The sequence below is a fragment of the Gluconobacter sp. P1D12_c genome (assembly GCF_018812105.1).
Lineage (GTDB): Bacteria > Pseudomonadota > Alphaproteobacteria > Acetobacterales > Acetobacteraceae > Gluconobacter > Gluconobacter oxydans_A.
In genome coordinates this window covers 68,422-92,636 of sequence record NZ_JACSIQ010000011.1, presented here as the reverse complement: position 1 = coordinate 92,636, position 24,215 = coordinate 68,422, and the positions used below count along the sequence as shown (strand labels likewise).

24 protein-coding genes and 1 tRNA gene are annotated in these 24,215 nt (G+C 53.3%); 12 read left to right on the top strand and 13 right to left on the bottom strand.

Annotation, left to right across the window (positions count from 1 at the left end; genetic code table 11):
* Positions 1-68: 68 nt before the first annotated feature.
* From ahpC to KP705_RS12670, 4 genes are all read left to right on the top strand, one after another.
* A complete protein-coding gene (gene ahpC / locus KP705_RS12685; protein ID WP_046900770.1) occupies positions 69-632 on the top strand; it encodes an alkyl hydroperoxide reductase subunit C in 564 nt (187 codons plus the stop codon).
* 98 nt (positions 633-730) lie between these two features.
* On the top strand, positions 731-2,293 hold the full coding sequence (gene ahpF, locus KP705_RS12680) for an alkyl hydroperoxide reductase subunit F (RefSeq protein WP_046900771.1): 1,563 nt from the start codon (positions 731-733) through the stop codon (positions 2,291-2,293).
* A gap of 29 nt (positions 2,294-2,322) precedes the next feature.
* A complete protein-coding gene (locus KP705_RS12675; protein ID WP_046900772.1) occupies positions 2,323-2,991 on the top strand; it encodes a LysE family translocator in 669 nt (222 codons plus the stop codon).
* A 110-nt stretch (positions 2,992-3,101) separates the two neighbouring features.
* Positions 3,102-3,434 carry a YegP family protein gene (locus KP705_RS12670; protein WP_046900773.1) on the top strand — a complete coding sequence of 111 codons (333 nt, stop codon included), beginning with the start codon at positions 3,102-3,104 and terminating at the stop codon, positions 3,432-3,434.
* 64 nt (positions 3,435-3,498) lie between these two features.
* Here the strand turns inward: KP705_RS12670 and KP705_RS12665 are convergent, their stop codons facing one another.
* Positions 3,499-4,602 (bottom strand): LuxR family transcriptional regulator, encoded by a 1,104-nt coding sequence (locus KP705_RS12665; protein WP_252348366.1) that lies wholly within the window; start codon positions 4,600-4,602, stop codon positions 3,499-3,501.
* A 128-nt stretch (positions 4,603-4,730) separates the two neighbouring features.
* Between KP705_RS12665 and KP705_RS12660 the strand changes: the two genes are divergently transcribed.
* A complete protein-coding gene (locus KP705_RS12660) occupies positions 4,731-6,416 on the top strand; it encodes a Hint domain-containing protein (RefSeq protein ID WP_046900775.1) in 1,686 nt (561 codons plus the stop codon).
* 58 nt (positions 6,417-6,474) lie between these two features.
* Here the strand turns inward: KP705_RS12660 and acnA are convergent, their stop codons facing one another.
* Positions 6,475-9,165, bottom strand: coding sequence for an aconitate hydratase AcnA (gene acnA / locus KP705_RS12655; RefSeq protein ID WP_046900776.1), 2,691 nt, complete (start codon positions 9,163-9,165; stop codon positions 6,475-6,477).
* 33 nt (positions 9,166-9,198) lie between these two features.
* Positions 9,199-10,221: an isocitrate/isopropylmalate dehydrogenase family protein gene (locus KP705_RS12650; protein WP_046900777.1), complete on the bottom strand. Its 1,023-nt coding sequence runs from the start codon at positions 10,219-10,221 to the stop codon at positions 9,199-9,201.
* 107 nt (positions 10,222-10,328) lie between these two features.
* Here KP705_RS12650 and KP705_RS12645 point away from each other — a divergent pair, with 107 nt between their 5' ends.
* Entirely contained in the window at positions 10,329-11,261 is a 933-nt protein-coding gene (locus KP705_RS12645) for a LysR family transcriptional regulator (protein WP_046900778.1), read from the top strand.
* Here KP705_RS12645 and KP705_RS12640 read toward each other — a convergent pair.
* Positions 11,258-12,340: a putative zinc-binding metallopeptidase gene (locus KP705_RS12640; RefSeq protein WP_046900779.1), complete on the bottom strand. Its 1,083-nt coding sequence runs from the start codon at positions 12,338-12,340 to the stop codon at positions 11,258-11,260. The two genes, KP705_RS12645 and KP705_RS12640, sit on opposite strands and share 4 nt — an antisense overlap.
* A gap of 39 nt (positions 12,341-12,379) precedes the next feature.
* Complete coding sequence (locus tag KP705_RS12635; protein ID WP_215764547.1) at positions 12,380-13,228, bottom strand: transglutaminase family protein; 849 nt, start codon at positions 13,226-13,228, stop codon at positions 12,380-12,382.
* Positions 13,229-13,489: 261 nt separating this feature from the next.
* Between KP705_RS12635 and KP705_RS12630 the strand changes: the two genes are divergently transcribed.
* Together KP705_RS12630 and KP705_RS12625 are read left to right on the top strand one after the other, a co-directional pair.
* A complete protein-coding gene (locus tag KP705_RS12630) occupies positions 13,490-14,962 on the top strand; it encodes a circularly permuted type 2 ATP-grasp protein (protein ID WP_215764546.1) in 1,473 nt (490 codons plus the stop codon).
* A gap of 26 nt (positions 14,963-14,988) precedes the next feature.
* Complete coding sequence (locus KP705_RS12625; protein WP_252348370.1) at positions 14,989-15,987, top strand: alpha-E domain-containing protein; 999 nt, start codon at positions 14,989-14,991, stop codon at positions 15,985-15,987.
* 77 nt (positions 15,988-16,064) lie between these two features.
* On the opposite strand, the gene KP705_RS12620 is transcribed toward KP705_RS12625, so the two are convergent.
* The 8 genes from KP705_RS12620 to KP705_RS12585 all read right to left on the bottom strand — a co-directional run bounded on the left by KP705_RS12620 (position 16,065) and on the right by KP705_RS12585 (position 22,042).
* A complete protein-coding gene (locus KP705_RS12620) occupies positions 16,065-16,973 on the bottom strand; it encodes a hypothetical protein (protein WP_215764544.1) in 909 nt (302 codons plus the stop codon).
* Positions 16,974-17,320: 347 nt separating this feature from the next.
* Complete coding sequence (locus KP705_RS12615; protein WP_046900783.1) at positions 17,321-17,863, bottom strand: DUF6538 domain-containing protein; 543 nt, start codon at positions 17,861-17,863, stop codon at positions 17,321-17,323.
* 94 nt (positions 17,864-17,957) lie between these two features.
* Positions 17,958-18,043: transfer RNA gene (locus tag KP705_RS12610), tRNA-Leu, on the bottom strand.
* 7 nt (positions 18,044-18,050) lie between these two features.
* The gene (locus KP705_RS12605; protein WP_215764543.1) at positions 18,051-18,734 is read right to left on the bottom strand and encodes a M48 family metallopeptidase; all 684 of its coding nucleotides are present in this window, start codon (positions 18,732-18,734) and stop codon (positions 18,051-18,053) included.
* A gap of 4 nt (positions 18,735-18,738) precedes the next feature.
* Positions 18,739-19,227, bottom strand: a complete 489-nt coding sequence (locus KP705_RS12600) for a YcgN family cysteine cluster protein (RefSeq protein WP_046900785.1) — start codon at positions 19,225-19,227, stop codon at positions 18,739-18,741.
* Entirely contained in the window at positions 19,224-19,655 is a 432-nt protein-coding gene (locus tag KP705_RS12595) for a hypothetical protein (protein WP_215764542.1), read from the bottom strand. The genes KP705_RS12600 and KP705_RS12595 overlap by 4 nt, the downstream gene beginning before the upstream one ends.
* Positions 19,652-20,839 carry an extracellular solute-binding protein gene (locus KP705_RS12590; protein ID WP_252348365.1) on the bottom strand — a complete coding sequence of 396 codons (1,188 nt, stop codon included), beginning with the start codon at positions 20,837-20,839 and terminating at the stop codon, positions 19,652-19,654. The genes KP705_RS12595 and KP705_RS12590 overlap by 4 nt, the downstream gene beginning before the upstream one ends.
* A 42-nt stretch (positions 20,840-20,881) precedes the next feature.
* Complete coding sequence (locus KP705_RS12585; RefSeq protein ID WP_215764541.1) at positions 20,882-22,042, bottom strand: ABC transporter ATP-binding protein; 1,161 nt, start codon at positions 22,040-22,042, stop codon at positions 20,882-20,884.
* 86 nt (positions 22,043-22,128) lie between these two features.
* On the opposite strand from KP705_RS12585, the gene KP705_RS12580 reads away from it, so the two are divergent.
* From KP705_RS12580 to KP705_RS12565, 4 genes are all read left to right on the top strand, one after another.
* Positions 22,129-22,407 (top strand): hypothetical protein, encoded by a 279-nt coding sequence (locus tag KP705_RS12580; protein WP_046900788.1) that lies wholly within the window; start codon positions 22,129-22,131, stop codon positions 22,405-22,407.
* Positions 22,408-22,489: 82 nt separating this feature from the next.
* Positions 22,490-22,924 (top strand): hypothetical protein, encoded by a 435-nt coding sequence (locus KP705_RS12575; RefSeq protein ID WP_046900789.1) that lies wholly within the window; start codon positions 22,490-22,492, stop codon positions 22,922-22,924.
* A gap of 171 nt (positions 22,925-23,095) precedes the next feature.
* Positions 23,096-23,290 carry a DUF1656 domain-containing protein gene (locus tag KP705_RS12570; RefSeq protein ID WP_007284708.1) on the top strand — a complete coding sequence of 65 codons (195 nt, stop codon included), beginning with the start codon at positions 23,096-23,098 and terminating at the stop codon, positions 23,288-23,290.
* A gap of 12 nt (positions 23,291-23,302) precedes the next feature.
* A complete protein-coding gene (locus KP705_RS12565; protein ID WP_046900790.1) occupies positions 23,303-24,214 on the top strand; it encodes an HlyD family secretion protein in 912 nt (303 codons plus the stop codon).
* Position 24,215 lies beyond the last annotated feature (1 nt).

Sequence of the window (24,215 nt, the reverse complement as noted above, 5' to 3'; positions counted from 1 at the left end):
TGACCTTCTCATTTTGTGGGACATAGGTTCCGCAACCTAACACGAGCGACAAAGCAGGAGACCTTCTGATGGTTCGCATTAACTCCACACTGGCCCCGTTCTCGACCGATGCATTCCGCAACGGCGAATTCCTGACGGTCACGGATGCAGACGTCCGTGGCAAGTGGTCCGTCTTCTTCTTCTATCCGGCAGACTTCACGTTCGTTTGCCCGACGGAACTCGAAGATCTGGCTGACAATCAGGCCGCCTTCGACAAGCTGGGCGTTGAAATCTATTCCGTTTCCACGGACAAGCATTTCACGCACAAGGCCTGGCACGACACGTCCCCGGCTATTGGCAAGATCAAGTACACCATGCTGGGCGACCCGACGGGCGTAATCTCCCGCAACTTCGGTGTTCTGATCGAAGAAGCTGGTCTGGCTGATCGCGGCACGTTCCTGCTCGATCCGGAAGGCAAGGTTCAGTACATCGAAATCACGGCTGGTGGCGTTGGCCGCTCCGCGACGGAACTGCTGGAGAAGATCCAGGCCGCTCAGTATGTCGCCACGCATCCGGGTGAAGTCTGCCCGGCCAAGTGGAAGGAAGGCGGCGAAACGCTGAAGCCTTCTCTCGACCTCGTCGGCAAGATCTGATTTTGCCGGGTGAGGCGGGATCGCCTCACCATTCCCTGCCCCTTCATCGGGGCAGGGCTCTACAAGATTTCACCAATTTTAAATTGCTGGAGAAAACGATGCTTCAGGACGACCTGAAAACCCAGATGCGCGCCTATATGGAATATCTGCGCAGTGACGTCGTGCTGGAAGCTACCCTTGGCACCGACGAGCGCTCCGCCGAAGTGCGTGGATTGCTGGAAGACATGGCCAGCCTGTCCAACAAGGTGACGTTCTCCGATGCCGGAACTGCTTCCCGCCGCCCATCTTTCCTGATTCGCCGGGCCGGTTCGGTTGAAGCCGTGACATTCGCCGGCCTGCCGATGGGGCATGAGTTTACTTCGCTGGTCCTGGCGCTGCTTCAGGTCAGCGGTCATCCGCCCAAGATCGACGCTGATCTTGTCGAGCAGATCAAAGCGCTGGACGGGGATTTCCATTTCGAGACCTATTTCTCCCAGTCCTGCCAGAACTGCCCGGATGTGGTGCAGGCGCTGAACGCCATGAGCGTCCTGAATCCGAAAATCCATCACGTCGCGATTGATGGGGCGGATTTTCAGGAAGAAGTCGAACGCCTTGGCATTCGGTCTGTGCCGCAGGTCTATCTGAATGGGCAGCCATTTGCCTCTGGCCGCATGGAAGTCGCGGATATTCTGGCAAAGCTGGATGCGTCGTCTGTTGAGCGTACGGCTGCCAAGCTGAACGACTTTGCACCATTTGATGTTCTGGTACTGGGCGCGGGCCCGGCGGGTGCATCCGCAGCGATTTATGCTGCACGTAAAGGCTTGCGGACGGGCCTCGTTGCGGACCGTTTCGGTGGTCAGGTGATGGATACGGCTGGCATCGAGAACTTCATTTCCGTCAAGGAAACAGAAGGCCCACAGCTATCTGCTGCGCTTGAAGCCCATGTGCGCCAGTATGATGTGCAGATCATCGCGTCTCAGAAAGCAGCAAAACTTGTTCCGGCGGCTCAGATTGGTGGCTTGCATGAGATCGCTCTGGAAAGTGGGGCGAGCCTGCATTCCAAGACGGTTATTCTGGCAACTGGTGCACGGTGGCGGCAGCTAGGCGTTCCAGGTGAAGAGGAATATCGCACCAAGGGCGTGGCCTACTGCCCACATTGCGATGGCCCGTTCTACAAGGGACGCCCTGTTGTTGTGACGGGCGGTGGCAATAGCGGTGTAGAAGCTGCAATTGATCTGGCGAATATCGTCTCACACGTTACGCTTTTGCAGCGCGGTGCGCACCTGAAGGCGGATAAGGTGTTGCAGGACAAGTTGCTGAGCCTGCCCAATGTCACGGTTCTGATGAGTGCGCTCACCACGAAGATCGAGGGTGACGGCAAGGAAGTCACGGGCCTGACTTACAGCGACGCTGATGGCGGATTGCACCACATCAAGACAGACGGCGTATTCGTTCAGATCGGTCTGCTGCCAAATACGGACTGGTTGAAGGGGGCCCTGGATCTGAGCCCGTATGGTGAGATCGTGATCAACGATCATTGCGCAACATCAGTGCCGGGGATCTACGCTGCGGGTGATGCGACGACAGTGCCGTATAAGCAGATTGTCATTGCCATGGGTGAGGGCGCAAAGGCCTCCCTGTCTGCCTTTGACTACCTGATCCGCTTGCCCGTGCAGGCATAATTGGTGAGGCCTTGGGGAGAAGGAAAAGGATGTATATGGTTCGGGCCATGCATCCTTATCTGCTCCCCCTCCTTGCTTTCGCACTGACTGCCGCCGTTTTCACCATTACGCCGGGTCTAGATACCGCCATGACCCTCCGGACGGCCACGACGTCTGGCTGGAAAGCCGGGCTGGCAGCGGTTATGGGAATCTGTCTTGGGCTTGGCGTCTGGGGCCTGGGAGCGGCTTTTGGGCTGACTGCACTTTTGGCAGCGTCAGAGACGGCATTCACAGCCGTCAAATGGGCAGGTGCGCTTTATCTGGGATGGATAGGCATCAAGCTTCTTCTACATCCCCGATCATCCCTGTCGAAAGAAGAGGCTGAAGCAGCCGTTGAGCAGCCGACGAACCGTCCAGAGGCAGGACTGGCCTTTCGGCGCGGTTTGCTGAGCAATCTGCTGAACCCCAAGGTTGGCGTCTTTTACATGACGTTTATGCCGCAGTTCATTCCGCCCCATGTCAACGTGCGCGAATTTTCGCTTTTGCTAACCGCTATCCAGGCATTGCTGTCTTTTGCATGGCTTGGGCTGCTGGTCGCCTTGACCATTCCCCTTGGACGCTTTCTGTCCAGCCCGACTGTCGTACGGCGTATGGACCGCCTGACCGGCAGCGTTTTCTTACTGTTCAGCCTTAAGCTGGCACTTGCCCGTCGGGCTTGAGAGCAGACTCGATTTTTCAGCGCTTTTTGTGGCAGGCTCACAGCAGCAGGTCTTCTTGAATCTGGTATGCGAGGTCTGCTGATGAATGCTGTTCTGAAAGGAGCTCGATCATGAGTGCAAAATTTGAACTCTATACCGACACTGCTGGCGAATATCGTTTTCGCCTGAAAGCAGCTAACGGAGAGAATATTCTTGCCAGTGAAGGGTACAAGCAGAAAGCCAGTGCGGTGAATGGTATTGCTTCCGTTCAGAAGCACGCCCCTGACGACGCCCATTATGAGCGCAAGACTTCAGCGTCTGGAAAGCCATTCTTCAATCTGAAAGCTTCAAACGGACAGGTGATTGGCAGCAGTCAGGCGTACAGCAGCGAGAGTGCGCGGAATGCCGGAATTGAATCCGTTAAGAAAAATGCACCGTCAGCTGTGACGGTGGATGCTGTATAAGAAGATCTGTTAACCTGCCTCTGCATCGTTTTGGTAATATTGATGCAGGGGTATATAATAAAAACTATGCTATAAAGCTGATATTCTTAACAAAAGCCGTCAGTTGGCTCTGACTATTAACGCCTAATCTGACAAAAATGTCTTTGACCATCTGTCGGGCGGTTCCTTCGGTAATATTCATTTTCAAAGAAGAGTCCTTAATGGAATTCCCATTTGCGATCAGGCAGGCAATTTTTGATTGAGATGCTGTAAGGAAAAGGTTGCTCAGGATAGCTTCCGTTTCAGAATTGACTCTATGAATGGAGAAAATAACCATTCTGGTTTGTTCCATTTTGGATGAAACGTTTATTATTTTTGCAAAAAATATCTTATCTGTTTCGGTTTTTATTTTTATGGGATTGTGAATATCGCCGGATCCAGAGAGAAGGCGAGAAAATTTGCTGTTACCATCAGAACTTTTCACTTGGATTGTGTTGTTTTTTATAAAAATTCCATCGGATTCCATCCGGATTAGGTTGTTATTCGCATATACAATTTTATTTTCTGAATTAATCAGAGCAATTCCAAACGGCATTTCTTTAAAGGAATTCTCAAATATTTCATGAAAATTCTTGCTCTTGTTAAAGGAAATTCCGGTTCCAACTGCTTGAATAACGTGCGGAATTATTCGTGTCAGGTTTTGCTTGATGATTGCGCTTGATTGTATTGTTAATCCGTCTGGAGACTGTACTGACAGTAGGAACCTATTCCCATTTTCAGTTTTGAACATGGCATGATGTATTCTTCGAACACCAAATTCCCTTAAAAACTCCATGTAAAACGGTATTTTGTCGATTTGTTCGTCGGATAAGAAGCTGTCGTCAGCATACAGGAAGTCATTCTCTATTTTTTTTCTTGTATAGACAGACAGAGGTGATTTGTTTCGCCAGTTATTGTAATATAATTCTTCTGTTCTCGGATCTTTATTTGAACCAAAACGCCACTCAGACATATCTTCGTCTAATGGAATTAAAGATGCGCCGCCAAAACTGCTATCTGTGCAGTATTCTGCGATATTTACTAAGGCTTCATTCCATTCAGAACGGTCTTCAATAGTTTTGTAGATATTTTTTGTAATAAAAATATGATTTTCCATTTGATGGATTCTTTCTTTTGAAGCCGGAATCATCAGACAAAAATATTCAAAAAAAAGCAAACATCCACTACCATATGGGAGTGGTGGCCAAAATTCTCATGCTTCAAAAAAACAGGCGCGGTGAGTTGCAGATCTCATCTGGCTAGAGGCAGGAGAAAACAATGGTAGCGTCAGTAATTTTTACCCCAACAGGGGGTAGCCAGTCTGTCGTCAGTGCGCAGAATGGCACCATCACTATAGATAACTCTGGAACTATTGCTGGTGCAGCTTACTATGCTGCCTTCCCAATTCCAGATGCAAGTCAAGCTACGACAGGGTCTCTATTTATAAATAACAGTGCTGCTGTTACCGCTTCTACATGGAAAGTGGGAACCGCATCCGAAAGTGCAGCTGTCACAGTGAGTGAAGGGGGATCTCTATCTCTTGATAACTCAGTTTCGATCGCCAGCGGATCGAAGATAATTATTGGTAATGGCGGTACTGTAGTTCTTGGTGGTTATGCAACGACAACAACGGGACTTATCCAGTTTGATGAAGGTGGCGGTGGAACACTTGAAATTGCAGCAGGAACAACGCCAAGTATTATTAGCTATATAACGAATATTAAAGAAAATGACACAATTATTCTCAGCGGCTTGACGGCAGACGGCTATACGTATGAGAACGGCGTTTATACGCTGACCAATCAAGGCGTACCAATTTCCGGAACATCCTCATTCCAGCTCCCGGCAGCGAATGAAGGAACGACCTTCACGGTTTCGACGATCAACGGCAAAACTTATCTGAGAACACTGGTTGTCGTGTGCTTTTTGCGGGGATCAATGGTCCGTACTGCACAGGGAGAGGTCGCTGTTGAAGATATCTGCATTGGCGACGAAGTTACCGTTTACGATTGGCAGGCTCAGGCCGAAGTAAATCGTCCGGTCGTGTGGGTTGGAACCAAAAAGGCCTTTGTCTGCCCAGGACTGCCTGATGACAAAGCCGGTTATCCGGTTCGTGTTCTCAAGGATGCCATCTCAGATGGTGTTCCCTATGAAGACCTGTTGATCACTGCTGAGCATTGCCTATTCTTCGACGGTAAATTCGTACCTGTGCGGATGCTCGTAAACGGTCGTTCTATTTTTTACGACAAGAGCATCACGTCTTACGACTATTACCATGTAGAGACGGAGCAGCACTCTGTTATCACCGCGAATGGCGTTCTTACAGAGAGCTATTTGGACACAGGTAATCGTCGCTCGTTTGCTCAAAGCGGCAATGTCGTCGCCTTGGGTAGCCGTGCTAAAACATGGGCTGAAGACGGTAATGCGCCGCTGGATGTCAGGCGCGAATTTGTGGAGCCGCTATTCCACCAGTTTGATGCGCGTGCCAGCAAGGTCTGCTCAGAGACGGTTTCCGGAGATGCACCTCTTACGGAAGATGCGGATCTTCACCTGGTGACGGACACCGGCACGGTTATTCGCAAGACCCGTGAAGCCAATGACCGTGTCATGTTCATGATCCCTGCCAACGTCAAAAGCGTGCGGATTGTGTCCAGAACCAGCCGCCCGAGTGACGTTATCGGCCCGTTTGTAGACGACCGACGCAACCTCGGCGTTCTGATTGGTGATATCACTCTGTTTGAAGAGAGCCGTACCCACCGGATTACAGCTCATCTGACGACTGAGACTCTGGAAGGCTGGAGCAATCCGGAGAAGGGTAACATGCGCTGGACAGCCGGTCGTGGCCTTCTGCCGCTTGGCAGCCGTCCTTCCAATAGCATTGCCATTCTTGCTCTGCAGATCAAAGCTGGCGGACCATACAAGCTGGCCGCTCAGAACGACGCAGGCCTGTCTCTTACAGCCTGAGACACGGTATTTTCCTGCTTTGGCTCTGTCCCCTTGTCGGGGGCAGAGCCTTTTTTGTTCAGGCCGCAGCCATACCGCGCAGGACGTAAGGCAGGATGCCGCCATGGCGATAGTAATCTGCCTCGTCCACCGTATCGATGCGACACAGGAGGGAAACGTTTTCCTGTGTGCCATCGCGACGGGTGATGGTCATAACCAATGTTTTGCGAGGGGTCAGATCACTGATGCCCGCAATATTGATGGTTTCAGTCCCATCCAGATTCAGTGTCTTGCGCGTCGTTCCAGGTTCGAACGTCAGTGGCAGAACGCCCATCCCCACAAGGTTTGAACGATGAATGCGCTCAAAGCTCTCGGCGATGACGGCTTTGACACCCAGGAGACGCGTACCTTTCGCGGCCCAGTCGCGGGACGAGCCCATGCCGTATTCCTTGCCGCCAAACACGACAAGCGGTGTTCCTTCGTCAGCGTAGCGCGTGGCCGCATCATAGATGGACATGAGTGTCCCATCCGGCTGATGACGTGTCATGCCACCTTCGGTACCCGGCGCCATTTCATTGCGGATACGGATATTGGCGAAGGTGCCGCGGACCATCACGCGGTCATTGCCACGGCGTGACCCATAGGAGTTAAAGTCTTTAACCGCGACCTGATGTTCCTGAAGGTATTCGCCTGCAGGGGAGGACGTCGCGATCGAACCGGCAGGCGAGATGTGATCGGTGGTGATGTTGTCACCAAGCAGCGCCAGAACGCGGGCGCCTGAAATGTCACTCGTTGTCTGTGGGTCAGCTGTCAGGCCAGAAAAATATGGCGGATCCTGCACATACGTGGAGCCAGGCTGCCATTTGAATGTGGCTGAATCACTGGCTGTTCCAAGCGCCTGCCATTCCGGCGTGCCTTCCGTGATGCGACCATACCGCTCAACGAAGGCATCTCGAGTAACCGCGGACCCAACCAGTTCTGCAACATCATGGTTGGAGGGCCAGAGATCCTTGAGATAGACGGCCTTACCGTCCGGCGTGTGGCCCAGAACGGCTGTCGTAATGTCCTGACGCATCGTCCCGAGCAGCGCGTAAGCAACCACGAGTGGCGGGCTTGCAAGGTAGTTTGCGCGAACGTTGGGTGAAATACGGCCTTCAAAGTTCCGATTGCCGGACAGGACGGATGTTGCCACGAGGTTATATCCCTCAATGGCATCAACTATCGGCGGGGCCAACGGGCCTGAGTTTCCGATGCAGGTCGTGCAGCCATACCCAACGGTTTCAAAGCCCAAGGCATCCAGATCTGCCGTTAGGCCTGCACGATCCAGATAATCGGTCACAACCTGCGACCCTGGCGCGAGCGAGGTCTTGACCCATGGCTTGGGCTTGAGGCCGAGCGCACGTGCCTTACGGGCAACCAGTCCTGCGGCAATCAGAACGGCTGGATTGGACGTGTTGGTGCAGGACGTAATGGCTGCAATGACAACCGAGCCATGCTCCAGCGCGTAATCCGTTCCAGCGACCGAGGCGGTGACGATGGTATTTTCCGGTTTGACGCCGAGTGTCTCCGTCAGGGCCTGTTCAAAAGCTTCAGAGGCAGAGCGCAGTTCTACACGGTCTTGTGGGCGCTTTGGTCCTGCGAGGGACGGCGTAACGGTGCTGAGATCCAGTGAGAGCGTAGAGGAAAAGACCGGTTCTGGCGTGGACGCATCACGGAACATGCCCTGCGCCCGCAGATAGGCCTCGACAAGCGCAATACGGTGTTCGTCACGGCCGGTCTGCCGCAGATAATCCAGTGCCAGCGCATCAACCGGGAAGAAGCCGCAGGTTGCGCCGTATTCCGGAGCCATGTTGGCAATGGTGGCGCGGTCTGCAACCGGCAGATGATCCAGCGCAGGACCATAGAACTCGACAAATTTCCCGACAACGCCTTTGGCGCGCAGCATCTGCGTGATGGTCAGGACAAGATCTGTGGCCGTCGTGCCTTCCGGGAGTTTGCCGTCCAGACGGAAGCCGACGACATCCGGAATGAGCATGGAAATTGGCTGGCCGAGCATTGCGGCTTCAGCTTCAATACCGCCCACGCCCCAGCCCAGAACACCCAGTCCATTGACCATGGTGGTGTGGGAATCCGTGCCATACAGCGTGTCCGGATAGGCGTAGGTCACGCCATCAATCGTGCTGGTCCAGACGACCTGGGACAGGTATTCCAGATTAACCTGATGACAGATGCCCGCACCCGGCGGCACAACGCGGAACTGGTCGAATGCCTGCTGGCCCCAGCGGAGGAACGCATAACGTTCGCCATTCCGCTCGAATTCCAGCGAGACGTTCTGCTGAAGGGCATCTGCGCGGCCTGCCACGTCGACCATGACGGAATGGTCGATCACAAGATCAACTGGCACAAGCGGATTGACCTTCCGTGGATCGCCGTTGAGCGCCAGAATGCCATCGCGCATGGCGGCCAGATCGACGACAGCTGGAACGCCTGTGAAATCCTGCATCAGAATGCGGGATGGCTTGAACGGCACTTCCTGCGTTGAACCCGCGTATTGCAGCCAGTCTGCGATGGCCTGTGCATCTTCAGCTTTGTAGCTCGTGCCGTCCGTGAAACGCAGGACGTTTTCGAGCAGAACCTTGAGGCTGACGGGAAGGCGGGAAATATCCCCGATCTTCTCCGCTGCGACAGGAAGAGAGAAATAGCGATAGGTCTGTCCGTCAACGGACAGGTCGCGCTGGCTGCCCAGAAGATCGCGTCCAACCTGTTTCATGATGTGTGTTCCCTGCTGGTCGTGTCGTCTGGTTTAGTGAATAGCGCGCAGGAGGGCCTGCGTGACGTCTTCTGTTGTAGCTGTGCCGCCAAGATCGCGGGTGCGGATATTGTCTGTCGTCAGGATCTGCTTCATGCCGGCATCAAGACGGGCGGACAGGTCCTGACGTCCTACATGGGCCAGCATCATGCTGGCTGCCATCATAAGTGCGAGCGGATTAGCGATGCCCTGACCTGCAATGTCAGGTGCTGATCCATGAACGGCTTCAAAAACAGCCATTTTCTCGCCAATGTTCGCGCCTGGCGCCATACCCAGGCCGCCAACAAGCCCCGCAGCCAGATCAGACAGGATATCGCCAAAAAGGTTGGTCGTGACGAGGACGTCGTAATTCTCCGGCTTGATGACAAGCTCCATCGCGCAGGCATCGACAATGCGCTCTTCAAGCTCCACGCGGCCTTCATATTCTGCGGCTACGCGGCGGCCTTCATGCAAAAAGATGCCGCTCAGGATCTTGAGGATATTGGCCTTGTGAACCAGCGTAACCTTCTTGCGGCCGTTCTTCACAGCGTACTCGAATGCAAACCTTACGATTCGGTTACATTCCGCTCTCGTGTTGAACCCGGCACCGTATGCCACAGCTTCCGGATCGTCCCCAACACGCATGTAGTGTTCCATGGCGGCGTACAGGCCTTCGACGTTTTCCCGGATCACGACCAGATCGACGTTCTCATAACGACCACCCGGCACGATTGTCTGCGTCGGACGAACATTCGCATACAGATCAAATTGCTGACGGAGTGTCACATTGATAGAGCGGAAGCCTTTGCCAACAGGCGTTGTCAACGGGCCTTTAAGCACCAGGCCCGTACGGGCGATGCTTTCCAGCGTCGCATCAGGCAGGGCGCTTCCCTGGCTCTCCAGAGCGCCCATGCCTGCGCTCTGATGGTCCCAGACAAAAGGCGCTCCCAGAGCATCAAGCACTGTTGTCACAGACGCCATGATTTCTGGTCCGATACCATCACCGGCGAGAAGGGTAGCGGGGATCTTGTCGGTCATGGGGGCGTCCTGTCTGTCCGTATGTGAGAAGGCGTGCGGACTTTAGAGAGGAAAACTGTTAGATCCAATATTTCCATACAGGTTTCATCATACCTTAAAGGTATCGCATGGTTGAGCTCCGTCATTTCCGCGCCGTTGTTGCCATCGCGGAGGAAGGCACCCTGACACGAGCCGCAGAACGGCTGGGGATTCAGCAGCCCCCTCTCACGCGCATGTTGCGCTCCTGTGAAGAAACCATGGGTGTTCAACTTTTCGAGCGTCATGCCAAAGGGATGCGCCTGACGGCTGCCGGACGCAGTATGCTCAAGGGGGCCTATGACATTCTCGACCGTGTGGACGAGACGGTTGAAGATGTCCGTCGTGTCGTGCGGGGCGAGAGCGGGGAGCTATCGGTCGGCTTCACCAACTCAGCAATGTGCCACCCAAGTTTGCCAGCCGTTTTGGGGTATTTTCGCGAAAGCTGGCCGGATGTAACGCTTGGCCTGACGGAGGGGAATTCCAGTCAGTTGCTCGGCGCCTTGCGAGACGATCTGGTGGACGTCGCGTTTGTCCGGGCGTCCATCCCGGATGTTTCGGACGTTATGGTGGAGTTAATTCTGGAAGAGCCCATGGTTGTGGCTGTGCCCAAGGCCCATCCTCTTGCGGTCAATCCTCCGCCCGAGGGGCTCAGGCTGGCTGATCTGGAAAATGAAGACTTCATTCTTTATCAAAGCCAGTACAACAACGGTCTGTACAAGACGATCGTGGATGCCTGCCTCGGGGCAGGTTTTATGCCCAATATCCGCCAGAAAGGGCCGCAACTTATGGCGGCCCTCAGTCTTGTGGCTGGAGGGCTGGGGATTTCCGTGGTCCCGCATTCCATGCAGCAGCACCATGCGGGGCAGATTACTTATATTCCGCTTTCGTCCCGCACGGCGCTGACTGCACCGGTTTATCTTGTATTCAGGTCTGTCCGTATGACAGGCGCCAAACTGTACTTCATCCATCAAGCTCGGCAGATGCGTACCCGCCAATTCGGGACAGGAAAGGCGGCTTCCTAGCCGAGCGCCTGTGTCTCCCGGATCAGCGAGTGAATAAACGCCAGCTTTTCCCGCACCCCGGACGTAAGCACGAAGGGATAAAAGTCTGAGAGGCCCATGGAGCGGTTAAGGCTGTTGACTGCTGATGTCAGGGGGACCCAGGCCTCCATGATTTCGTCAAATGTGGACGTCAGATACGGGTCGTTTCCGGGGCCATTGGTTGAGAGGGGTGATGCATCCGGCAGAACAGGATGAATGGTCACGCCATAGGCCCATGCGGTCTCCAGAGTGGAAACGATATGGAGGTAATGGGCCCATGTTTCTGCAAAATCTTCCCAAGGATGGGACGTCGCATACATGCTGACATGTCGCTCCCGCCAGTCTTCCGGCGGTGGGTTGCTGTAATGATTTTGCAGGGCCTCCTGATAGTCCTGCTGGTCATCGCCGAACACTGCGCGGCAACTCTCCAGGCGCCCTGCATCCCGGACCAGAACATTCCAGTAATAGTGTCCAATCTCGTGCCGGAAATGGCCGAGAAGCGTGCGGTAATACTCGCCCATCTCCACCCGCATCCGCTCGCGTTCGGCGTCATCCGCTTCACGGATGGCTAAAGTAATCAGGCCGTTGTTATGGCCGGTCATAATGGGGGCAGAGCCGTCTGCGGCGTCATCCAGGAAATCAAATGCTAAGCCGTTATGAGGGTCTTCCCAACGGCTCCGGATTGGAAGCTTGAGGCGAAGCAGTGTGTAAAACAGCCGGTGCTTGGCGACTTCTATCTTCCGCCAGCGTTCGAGATTTTTCGGATTATCGAGATTGGGAATTGTCCGGTTGAAGCGGCAGGCAAAGCAGATGGCGGGCCTGCCGGATCTGTCTGGTGTCGTCAGCCAATTGCAGGCGTCATAGGCATGGTTCGCACAGTAGACGAGCTCTGCATGCTGGACCTGTTCTTCCACGGGGTGCCAGCGGCCCGTTCCAGTCGGTTCCAGCGCGGTCAGCGTTGCCAAACCGGGAAGATAGCCCACGGGGTGATGGCAGGATTCACACGCAATATTTTCGAAATACAGAGCCTGCTGGCAGCACTGACATGAGAAAAGCTTCACTGTTTCGGCACCTTATTGCAGCTCTTGCGAAGCATGATGTCAGGTATTGGTCTCTCTGTGCAAATGTTGTGCTTCCATCAAGACATCAAACCGCGCCTGACAGTGATCCAGAAGCCCTGAAACAGGCGCAGCCTCTTCTGGTGTCGCCGAAACAGCGAGGGGAATATGGTTCTGGGCTGTGACCAGACCCGAAGTCGTGTCGAATCCGAACCATCCTGATTCCGGCACCCAGATTTCAGCCCAAGCGTGCAAGTCACAGGTCAAAGTCTGGCTGCCTGTGTCCAATGGCTTTGGCTGAATCAGGTATCCGGAGACAAACCGAGCTGCGAAGCCTAACCTGCGCGCGAAAGCAATCATTAACCATGCACTATCCCGGCAGGAACCCGTCAGGCGGGACAGGGTCTCAGCTGGCGCCCAGGTGCCGGGCTCCATACGGGTTTTATAGTGCAGAGATTGTGCCAGTCTGCGATTGAGCCAGATCAGGCGAGCCAGATCTGTTTCTCCCGCTGAAAGGAATTGACCGTCAAGAAAGCCGTCCAGCAGGTCTGGATCAGACGTAGCCACTCTGTAGGCGGGATTGTCCGGTGTCTGTGAAAGTGGCTGACCGCCCTTCTGAAAGGGGTCATAGGGCGTGATATCCACAGTCATACGGACTTCGATATCAAAATGGGAGACCTGCTCGGCAAAGATGGCTTCGGCAACCGTATTTTCGTGGGCGTCCAGTCGCCACGCGATCTGACCTTCACCCGGACCGACGTTCAGGGCATAGGTCAGGATGGGGCTGCGTGCGTTAACGGGTGGGCGCAGCCGAATGGTCTGAGGGCCCAGAAAGACGGGACGGTCATAGCGATAGGACGTGTGGTGGCGAAGTGTCACGAGCGTGTTCATTGTGGCAGATTTCCGCGATCCACTCTCATGACCTGATGTTCCCTGCTCCCCTGATGTCCCGCTAGCTCGGGATTATCCTTCCTTTATCGTAACAGGAAGAACGGCAACGGCAACTCTCTTGATATATTCTGGGAAAAACAAAACTGCTCGCTGCTTTTATTGCTTGGCAAACAGAAGGGAGTTGATAGGTTAATAAATAATCGTAATGATCCGGCCGGGTATGGTTCATACAGCTGTCGGGTAAGGAAACGGGGCAAACAGATGAGGTTCAACGTCTTGCAATCCCAGGTCCAGGAAGCCGGCATTTTCTCCTCTTATCTCAAGCCCGCATTTTTCTGTGAACTGATGAACCGGGGAGAGGCGTTACCTGAGGCCCTGCAACTGGTTCAGGAAAGGCTGTCCCAGTTCGACATCAAGGAACTCCGCCACCGTACATCCAATGCGGAAACGCAGTTGTACCGCCTTGGTATCACCTTCACGGTTTACTCTGACCGGGAGGCCATTGACCGGGTTTTACCTTTTGATGTGATCCCCCGCGTTCTGACAGCCGACGAATGGGCATTTATCGAAAAAGGCGTGCAACAGCGCGTCAAGGCGATCAATCTTTTCCTGTGGGATATCTATCATGATCGCAAGATCCTGAAGGATGGTATCATTCCCGCGGATCTGGTTCTGAAAAATGCCAATTACTGTCAGGCTATGGTCGGGGTTGATGTTCCGGGTGGCGTGTATGTCCATATTAATGGAACGGATCTGATCCGCGATCGCAGCGGTCAGTTCCTCGTTCTGGAAGACAACGCCAGAACCCCGTCAGGCGTGTCATACGTCATTGAAAACCGGCACATGATGCTGCGGTTGATGCCGGATCTGGCATCAGGGATGCCTCTTCGTTCGGTAGAGGATTATGGGCTGCGTCTGCATCGGGCGCTTTGCGATGTCGCACCGGAAGGCGTAACCAACCCGCAGGTCGTTCTTTTGTCTCCCGGGATCTATAATTCAGCGTATTTCGAGCATGTCTTTCTGGCACGCGAGATGGGTGTTCCTCTTGTTGAGGGACGCGATCTCCTCGTTGAAAATAATCACGTTTACATGCGAACTGTCGCTGGGCTCCGACCGGTGCATTCGATCTACAGACGCATTGATGACGCTTTCCTGGACCCGCTGGCTTTCAATCCGGAAAGTCTTCTCGGCGTTCCCGGACTGGTAGAAGCCTACCGTCAAGGCAACGTGACGATTGCCAACGCTCTCGGGACCGGCGTTGCGGATGACAAGGCCGTGTACGCGTATATGCCGCGGATTATTCGGTACTATCTGGAAGAAGAACCCATTCTGGGAAGTGTTGAAACGCACATCTGCGCTGAGCCAGAAGGGCTCGCCTTTACTTTGGCCAATCTGGAGAAGCTTGTCGTCAAACCTGTCGGAGAGTCCGGAGGCTATGGGCTTCTGATAGGGCCACACGCAACGGAGAGCGAACTCGAGGAATTCAGGCGCCGACTGACGGAAAACCCTTCCAATTACATCAGCCAGCCCGTGATCGATCTTTCGGTGACGCCAACCCTGTGTGACGCAGGCGTAGAGGCACGCCATGTTGACCTGCGTCCCTTCGCATTAACCGGAAAAACGACATGGGTGCTGCCAGGGGGCTTGTCGCGTGTGGCTCTCCGCAAAGGATCTCTGGTTGTTAATTCCTCCCAGGGCGGAGGATCGAAGGATACATGGGTGATGTCCGTATGACACAGCTTTCCCCAACGGCATCAGGCATGCTTCCGGGCCTGAATACCCTTCTGTCCCGGTATGCCGAGAGCATGATGTGGCTGGCGCGCTACATGGAGCGGATTGAAAATCTGGCGCGTCTGATTGAGGTGACCGAGGCGTTCGTACGAGGCCCGGACGGACGGACGTCCTGGGATACAATCGTTCAGATCAATTCAGACGAAGAGCGGTTCAGCGCTCTTTATCCAGCGGCTACCGAGCAGGACTATCTACAGTTTTACATTACGGATGTTGCAAATTCGAGTTCCATCAAGGCGATGGCCAACTCTGTTCGTGAAAATGCCCGTTCGGTTCGCCCACTGATTTCCACAGAAATGTGGATGCAATTGAACGTCTTCACACGCTGGGTCCTTGATCTTCAGGCGTCCGATATCCGCAGGACTGGCCTTTCTGCGTTGTGTAATCGCATCAAGCAGGACTGCCAGACCCATACCGGCGTAACCGAAGGCACATTATATCGCGATCAAGCATGGCTCTTCTACCTTCTAGGGCGGCATATGGAGCGGGGTGACCAGATCACCCGTCTCATAGATACGCGATATCATACGCTGCTTCCCCAGGAAGAAGTCGGCTCTGAAATCGATACGACACAATGGGCGTCTGTTCTGCGGTCTGCGGCTGCATACCACGCATTTCGACGCTTGCAGCCGGTCACGACAACACCGGCAAATGTGGTTGGATTTCTACTGAAGAACGAAGGGTTTCCCCGGTCTCTTGCCTTGAATTTACGGCAGACTGATAGCGTTCTGGGCGCATTGTCCACGCACTACAATCTGCGCAAGCAATGCTATGCCGTACAGGAACGTCTGGCCGACCTACGCGCAAGTCTCGAAGATCAAACGGCAGAAGAGATCATTATTCGTGGGCTGCATGAATATATGCACTGGATTCAGGGGCAGATAGAAACAATCCAGACCGAACTGATGACGGCTTACTGGCCCTCCGCAGCTACGCAGGACCTGTCAGATGCCAGTGTCGCGCAATAGAACAGGAAGGATTTGGCCCTCAAAATGGGATGAGAAATAAAAATTATTATTAGGGAGAGGTATAAAGATAAAATGAATTATTTATTCAGATCCATGTTATGAATAAAAAAATCTACCACCTCAGAAACTAGTTTCTTTGAATCTTGCCGCCAGTAAACTCCTACATTAAGGGTGATATCGGATAGATCCTCAACATTTTTATTTTCGTCAAATTTGTAGTTTACTGATTTCAGGTAAGAAATTGTAGACATTCCAATGATGTTAGGAGTGTCTATAAGGCTCGATGCGCCAATTATTGAATTTAATTCGATAAGATTTTTTGGGGTTTTTAATCCATTATATTCAAGGATAGAATCGAATCTATCACGCATAGCTGTGCCACGAATGGGTAGAACCCATACTCGTGGTTGAAAACTATCCCAATTTCTGACTATCTCTTGCATAGAATAAATACGATCTTTGTCAAGAATAACGCATTTATCTTGGATAAGATATTTGTAGTTAATTCTTTCATCTATTATATCATTATAAGCGCTGGCAAAAATTATGTCTGTTCTTCCCTTCAAAAGTGAAGAAAATAGGTGCTCTCTTGAGCCATAATTAACTGTAAAATTTACATTTTTAGTAGAAATTATAGACAATATACATTTCATCATTTCAGAAATAATAGAATTAGACTGGAATGATATATTAACATAATTTTTTTCATTATATATATTGTCTATATCGATAATCATCCTATCTATTTCTTTTTCAATTAAAATACTTGATTCTACGACGCGTTTAGCAATTTCATTAGGAATGAGCCCATGGATGGTTCTCGAAAATAGCGTCTTCCCGATAATTTTTTCAAATTCTATACACGTTTTAGATATTGCGGCTGGTGTTAAAGACATTACTTCAGAAGTTTTTTTGAGATTTTGTATTTTATAAATGTGTTTTATTACGTTTAAATGACGAATTTTTATGTTTGATTTTCTGTTCATCTAAATTGTTCCCCAAGATTTAGAAAGTATTGAGTAAATTTTTTATTTTTTTGAATTTCTTATTCGTCATTATAAGAATAATTCACCTTTTTTCTGGGGGAATTTTTTTGTTTCGTGGATAAGGATCAATAGCATTTCTTAAAAATGTGGATATCAACTTTTTTTTGACACGAATAAGATTATCTATTTTTTTAAGTTTATAAATAATTTTTCTAAATTTTTAAGATAAAATATGATACAATTATCATTCATTTTTAAATAAATGATAATTAATACTTATAATTAATCAGAAAATAATGAATTATTATTTTAATAATTACATAATAAATGATTCTTGACTGATGTTTTTATTTTGGGGACTCAAGGTGCTTACGGAAAGATGCTTTTTGTATGGGCTGAACAAGCCGTGTTCCGTGCTTCTCAAAGATTTCCTTAATTTTATGAATGATGTCCATTAGGGCGTTGATTTCGGGACCAATCTTCTCAAGCGCGCTGGAAACCCGCTGATGGTCTTCCATTCGTGCCAGAAGGTGTTCAGCATTCATGGTTTTATAGCGAGCCTTCAGAGCCTGAATCTCACTGTCGTAGGTCTGGACAATGGATTGGAACAGGTCCTGCTGGACAGGATGCAGGTCAGATGTGGCCAGAGCCTCCTGAAAGGTCTTAACCGCCTTGTTGAGCGGGGATGTTTCTTCCGATGAAGACATGGCCAGACTGATGCACTCGAAAAGCTGAGAGGTCAGTCCATACATGGCACAGGCACGGGTTCTGGCAAGATTTCTGTCGAGTGTTTCCAGGGAGTGCCAGATTTCCCGTTTCCCCAGAGCAGGCCGAAAACGAACGGGAATCCCGCGTCTGAAATGGAAACCGGATTGCAGACGAATCAGCACAACAGGGCTCGTTTTGTAGAAGCCCTTTGTAGAAGAATGGGGGCTTCGGGTTGCTGAAAACCCTAAAATCCGTTTATTTTCAATAACTTAGATGTGGTGCGAGCTGCGGGACTCGAACCCGCACGCCCTTACGGACTCGAGATTTTAAGTCTCGTGCGTCTACCATTCCGCCAAGCTCGCACACGCCTCATGCTGCTCGCAGCAGGGCGGTCCCGTTTTGGCTCAGCCAGCGCTCTGCTGCAAGACGTCCTGTGTGTCCATTTGTGCAAAATCTGTCAACTAAGCCCCAAAAAGCAGCGCTGTGGTCAAAATGTTGAAGATGAGCGAGTTCATGGATCACGACGTAATCTCGAATTTCCGGCGGCGTCATGACCAGTCGCCAGCTCAACATGATGCGTCCTTTTCGGGTGCAGCTGCCCCAGCGAGACCGGACTTCCCGCAAATCGACACGGGACGGCACAAGCCCCATTCTTCTACTGTGCAGTGCAACAGCCGTTGAAAGGCGCTCTTTGGCTAGGCTGTGAAGAAAATCCTTTACGCGACGTTCGGTATGAGCCGCATCTCCGCTGACATGAAGGCCATCTGAATCCAGCCATGTGCCACGACGGGCATCTGGCTCGTGCAGAATGGGAACCGGTGATCCTTCGATCATGACTTCGTGGCCGTTAGCCAGTACGCGTTTTTCAGGCAGAGCAGCCAGAGAGGATGTAATCCAGTCCATATGCTGATGGACGAACGCAAGACCCTGCCGCTGGCTGATGCGCTCCGGCATTGTAACAACAACACTGCCGTCTTGCGCATCAATGCGGAGGGTCATGCGGCGTGCACGAGGCGAACGTCTCCATACGAGAGGGACGGTCGGCGGAAGCATGGGGTTAGCCGGAGCGCTTTCTGGAAATGCAGGCCGGTGCATTCGCAGGCCACTCACCGGGCCATGCGGTAATGTAATTCTCCAATGGGCCCGCGCGGCGCTCACTTACGCAGCGCCCACCTGCTGAAGCACCGGCAAGCAGAACGCTGTCCTGCGTCCCGGAGCGCAGAGGGTGCCATTCCGGGAGATCGAACCCGTCTCGCAGCAATCGATAAGCGCAGCTTGGTGGAAGCCAGTCGATCTCAGCCAAGAGTTCAGGCGTTAGAGTAACGCAGTCCGGCACCTTGCGATGGCGCTTCGGATAATCTGTGCAACGGCACGTCTGTGTGTCCAGAAGCCGGCAGGCAACGGTCGTGTAAACGATCTCGTCTGTATCTTCGTCGCGGAGCTTGTTCAGGCAGCAACGCCCACATCCGTCACAAAGGGATTCCCATTGCTCGGACGTCATCTGATCTAGCGGCGTAGTTTGCCAGAAAGGAGAAACTGAAGTCATGGCCGATCAAGTATCACACAGCCGAGGCATAACAGAACCGCTATTGTCAGGGAAAGCAGGGCGGCGGGCAAAAGCAGGGGAAGCCATATTAATTTCAGGCGTGTCGTCAGATCTGCGCCCAGGCCGATTGCTGCGCGCGTTGTTCCGATGGGCAGCCCAAGTAACGTGGCTCCGAACGGCATCATGACAGCTGGGGAAATCAGAACACCCTGAAGGATGTCATAATGTCGGCCGACAACGCTCAGTCCAGCGTGATGAAGTTCAGGAAGCGCAAAAGCGAGAGCTGGGCCGGGCAGTAAAACCAGCAAACCAAGAAGGCGTACGTGTTTGGCTGGCAGAAGACGCATCAGCAGCGTGATGACACCACAGCCAATGAGCAGGCCAAGTATAATGGCGGGCAAGTGAAGCCGCATGGAAATGGCCATCATGGCTTGCTGCTGCCATACCAGTCCTGAAACCGCTGCTCCAGCTGATCACCGTATTTCGTCCAGAACGCGTCATTGACGGACAAAGCTGTTCCTCGCGGATCAAGGACGCTTTCAGGCATGTCGTTCAGATGTGGAGACTGAGTGTGTAGTTGGGTCAGGGTTTTCTGTGCTGTCGTTGTCGGGTTGTTAGCCGGGATTGCCCAATAGAGTGCCGTGCTGAGAGTTTGCTCTGGCTGCGCGACAAAAAGAGAAGCCGCTGGTCCCGCTTTGACTTTCATGCTGACGCTGGAAATTTCCGTCATGGGGGCGCTGGTCATGAGCGCACTGCTTTGCTCCATAATCCGGGCGGCATCATCGGGTGTTTTCCACCACACAATATAGGGTCGCAGCAGATCCAGCTTGTGGAACGCACGACTAACACCCGCGGGTGTGGACAGCGCAGTATAAATGTCACGCGCGTCTATGCCGTCTGCAAGTAGGGCAATTTCCAGCGTTGTACGTGCGCCCAGATAAAGACCGCGGCGTCCTGGATGACGTGCAACGTCCCAGAAGTCTTTCCAGTCAGGGGCGGCAGGTAGTCGTGAACGATCCCATGCGAGTGCCATGATTGTCTGGCCTCCGGGCAGGCCACATCCCAAAGTACCGTCCAGCGGGTGAACCCAACCTTTCTGACAGGCATCTGCAAGCTGGCTGCCGTTTAACAGGATAGCAGCCCAACTAGGGTTCGATGAATGAACGCCCGCGTCCAGGGTGCTGTATTGGCCGTCCCATTCAACCTGCTTCAGCGACTTGTCGCTTGTGATCAGGGCATTCGCAGTCACCGCACCTTCAGGAATGGCCCAGCCGGGGGCGGGAGGAGCAGGTTTGGCTGCACGATGATGTTTTGTGGAGCGGTGTGTAACCGCTCGTTTATGCGCGTGCGCCGAGGCTTCGGATGGCGAGAACACAGAAGCGACACTTTGGCCGACATGGGAGAAGAAATCCCCGATGTCATCGGAAGGGCGGGTGCTGCTTGCGGATGTGGCGTGCGCGTGCATGTTGGCAGGCAGAACCTGTATCGCAAGCAGGCCCACCAGAAATGCTGCAGGACGCATGATACGACCGAGACCCGCCCGGCATCGTGCCGGGAGCGTATGTCGCAGAAAGAAAGCGGGCCGGGTCAGAATGGTGTCCTCAATCAGCATGAAGAAGTCAGGCGCCGATGCCTGACCGAATGCGGCGGCACTTTAATACAGGTCGGCACGAAGCGGAAAGGCCGTTGCATGGCCGGCTGGCCAGGCGAGCTGAACGGCGGCTCCGGCTCGTGGCAGCTTCTGGGCCTGAAGGGGCGGGCGCCGGAGCTCAATCTCGGTACCATCCGGGCAGCGCACCCGCATTCTGATATGATCGCCAAGATGAACGCTGTCCGTCAGTGTCCCACGAACAGGTGGCGCTTCCTCATCATCAAGACCAAGAGACTGGCTGCCGAAAAAGGGCGAGATCCGATCCGGGCGAACGCACACCAGACAGGCGTGCCCTTCTTGAAGCGTATCGTCGGATGCGAGAGCTTCCACAATGCCGCCGCAGGCAAGTTGAACGCGCGCGACGTCATCCGCAATATCCAGAACCTGGCCGGTCAAGGCATTGGCTTCACCAAAGAGTGTCGCCACTCCAACGTCTGATGGGCGATCATACAGTTCAGCCGCTGTTCCGCACTGAAGCAACGCCTCTTCATTAAAGAGGGCGATCTGCCCTCCTGCGCGCAGTGCGTCTTCCTTGCGCGTGACGCTTTGCAAAACGCTGAGATTTCGCGCGCGCGACAGTTTCGACAGCAGAGACGCGATGCGTCGACCAGCGTGGATGTCCAGACCACCGTATGGGTTGTCGAGCAACAGAATGGTTGGGGCGGTTACGAGTGCGCGGGCCAGCATTGCGCGGAAGGTCTGCTCTGGATTGAGGTCCTGCGGAGAAAGATTTCCCAGTCCATCCAGTCCCAGAAGAGACATCATGCGGCCTGCACCAGCATCGGCTTCTGCGCGGCTTTGTCCTTGGGCGCGCAGTGCAAAAACGATGTTACTGCGCGTATCGAGGTGAGGAAACAGCGGATCTCGGGTGCTGATCAGGACAATGCTGCGTTGCCCGGCGGGACGGGATGTAACATCTGTTTCCTGCACAAGGACGCGCCCGCCCATGGGGGGAGAAAAGCCTGCGATCAGATCCAATAGGCCAGATAATGCAGCTTCATCAGTTCCATAGGCGGTAACCGTTTCCCCCTCGGAAACCGTGAGGTCAAACGCTTCTCCCCGTAATCCAGCGCGTAGAGCTTCAAGCCGGAGAGCCGGAGCCAGGCGTGTGGCGGGCTTCTTGCGGCGTGTGGGGGAAGGTGGGGCGCCGGGTGGGCGGGACATGCAACCTCTGATAATGCTTTTGCGTTTGAAGCCAGATACCGGGCCTGATTCCCAGGTCCCTATTTGATTGCAATGAGGGTTTGAACATGAGCCGCGATACCGTCAAGAAGAACATCGAAGCTGCAGCCGAGACAACGCAGGACCAGATCGAGACGCTGCGCAAGCAGGTTGAGCAGATCCTGAACGACTATGTTAACCCGGCTCTGCTTCAGGCAGCGGACCGTACAGAGCATGCCGTTGCAAATGCCCGCAAAATCACAGATCATGAAATTGAAAATGTATCGACGCGTGTGCAGTCGCGGCCCATCGCCGCTATTCTGATTTCCGCTGTGGTCGGTTTCCTGGCGGGCCGTTTCTCCAAGTAATCGGCACATGACCTTTCAGGCGGGAGGCAGGCCATTCACAGACCTGCGCCCGTCCTGTTAGAAATAAAGGCAACGATCCTCCATGAAGCCCATCGAACTCGGTCAGGAAGTCCTTTCCGCCCAAGGCCAGATTCTCTCCCGCTCCGCCATGCGAATCGGTCGGAGAGTTGCGTGCGCGCTTGTTGCAGTTGTCTTCCTGCTGTTCGCAGCCATTTCTTTCCACGGCTTTCTGTGGGCGTTCTTCATTAGCGTTGCAGGTCTGAGCTACGTCAAAGCCAGTCTGTGCGTTATTGGCGTTGATCTGTTCTTCGTGCTGATTTTTGCAGTTCTTGCTGCATGGTCGATCCCCGACGTTGTTGAGATCGAGGCGCGTATTCGTCGCGACCGCAAGTTGGTCGAACTGAAGCAGTCTGTTGCCATTACAGCCGTTACTGGTCTTCTGCTGGGGCCAATTGGCCGTTTTACGGGCAAAAGCTTCCTGTCCATTCTGAAGAGTTTCTTCAGTCATTCCAAATAAGACATTTTATGACTGATTTTTGTCAAAGCCATCTGGCCAGTTGTAGGTTAATGGCGTAAGCACTTCGCCTGTGCCGTGATTACGCCCTTGGGGGAGTCGTCACGGACTTGCGAGGAGTCCCGTGGAAAGTTCGTCGAACAGTCCGTTAGTTGGCACCAAGGTCACAGCCTGATGCTTACGGAAGTCAATCTCTTCGGCGTCTTTGTCGCACCCCTCTCAATTTACGCCGTTGCAGCAGTGTTCGTAACACTTCTGTTGAGAAGCATTCTGTGGCGAACCGGTGCTCTGAGCTGGTTCTGGCACGTCGCCCTCTTTGAAATAGCGCTCTATGTCTGTGTTCTCTGTCTACTCATCCTTTACGTCTAGGAGGGGTCGGCTATGAACTGGACCCGCAGTGTGATCCGCGTTCTGCTGACTCTGATTGTCCTGGCGATGGCCATCGGCCTCGGTCGGACCATGTGGGACATTTACGTTCTGGCACCATGGACGCGCGATGGTCGTGTTCGTGTGTACGTTGTAGATGCAGCCCCTGAAGTTTCCGGAACCGTTGTTTCCGTCCCCGTCGTGGATAACCAGTTTGTCCATCGTGGTGATCCGCTTTTCGTTCTCGATCCCGTTCGCTTCCGCCTTGACATTGACGCCGCCCGTGCCCGCCTTGCCGGTGCGGACGAAGACCTCAAGCTGAGATCTTCAGATGCCAAGCGTCGTATGGGCCTCGGTGGCATTGTTTCTGCCGAAGAGCAGGAAGACTTCAACTCGAACGTTGAAACCCAACGGGCCAAAGTAAACGCAGCAAAAGCCGAACTGAATACGGCACTGCTGAACCTTCAGCGTTCTACGGTCTATTCGCCTGTTGATGGGTATATCACCAACCTGAATCTTCGCGTCGGTGACTATGCCCATGCTGGTCAGCCTGGGCTCGCCGTGATTGATGCCCATAGTTACTGGATCAACGGATACTTCGAAGAAACCAAGATGCACGGTGTGCATGTTGGGGACGCGGCCCGTGTCAAACTCATGGGTTACAAGCAGATCCTGCCTGCTCACGTAGTCAGCATTGGTCGTGGTATTAATGACCGTAACGGCGTGTCAGACCGTCTTGGCCTGCCAGACGTGAACCCGATTTTCACGTGGGTCCGTCTTGCGCAGCGTATTCCGGTTCGTCTGGAACTGGATAACGTTCCGCCGGAAATCACTCTCGCGGCCGGCATGACCGCAACCGTCACGATTGGGCGCGAAACGCCGGGCGCCCGTGGCAAGTTGACCACCTGGCTGCAGAACCATCTCTGAC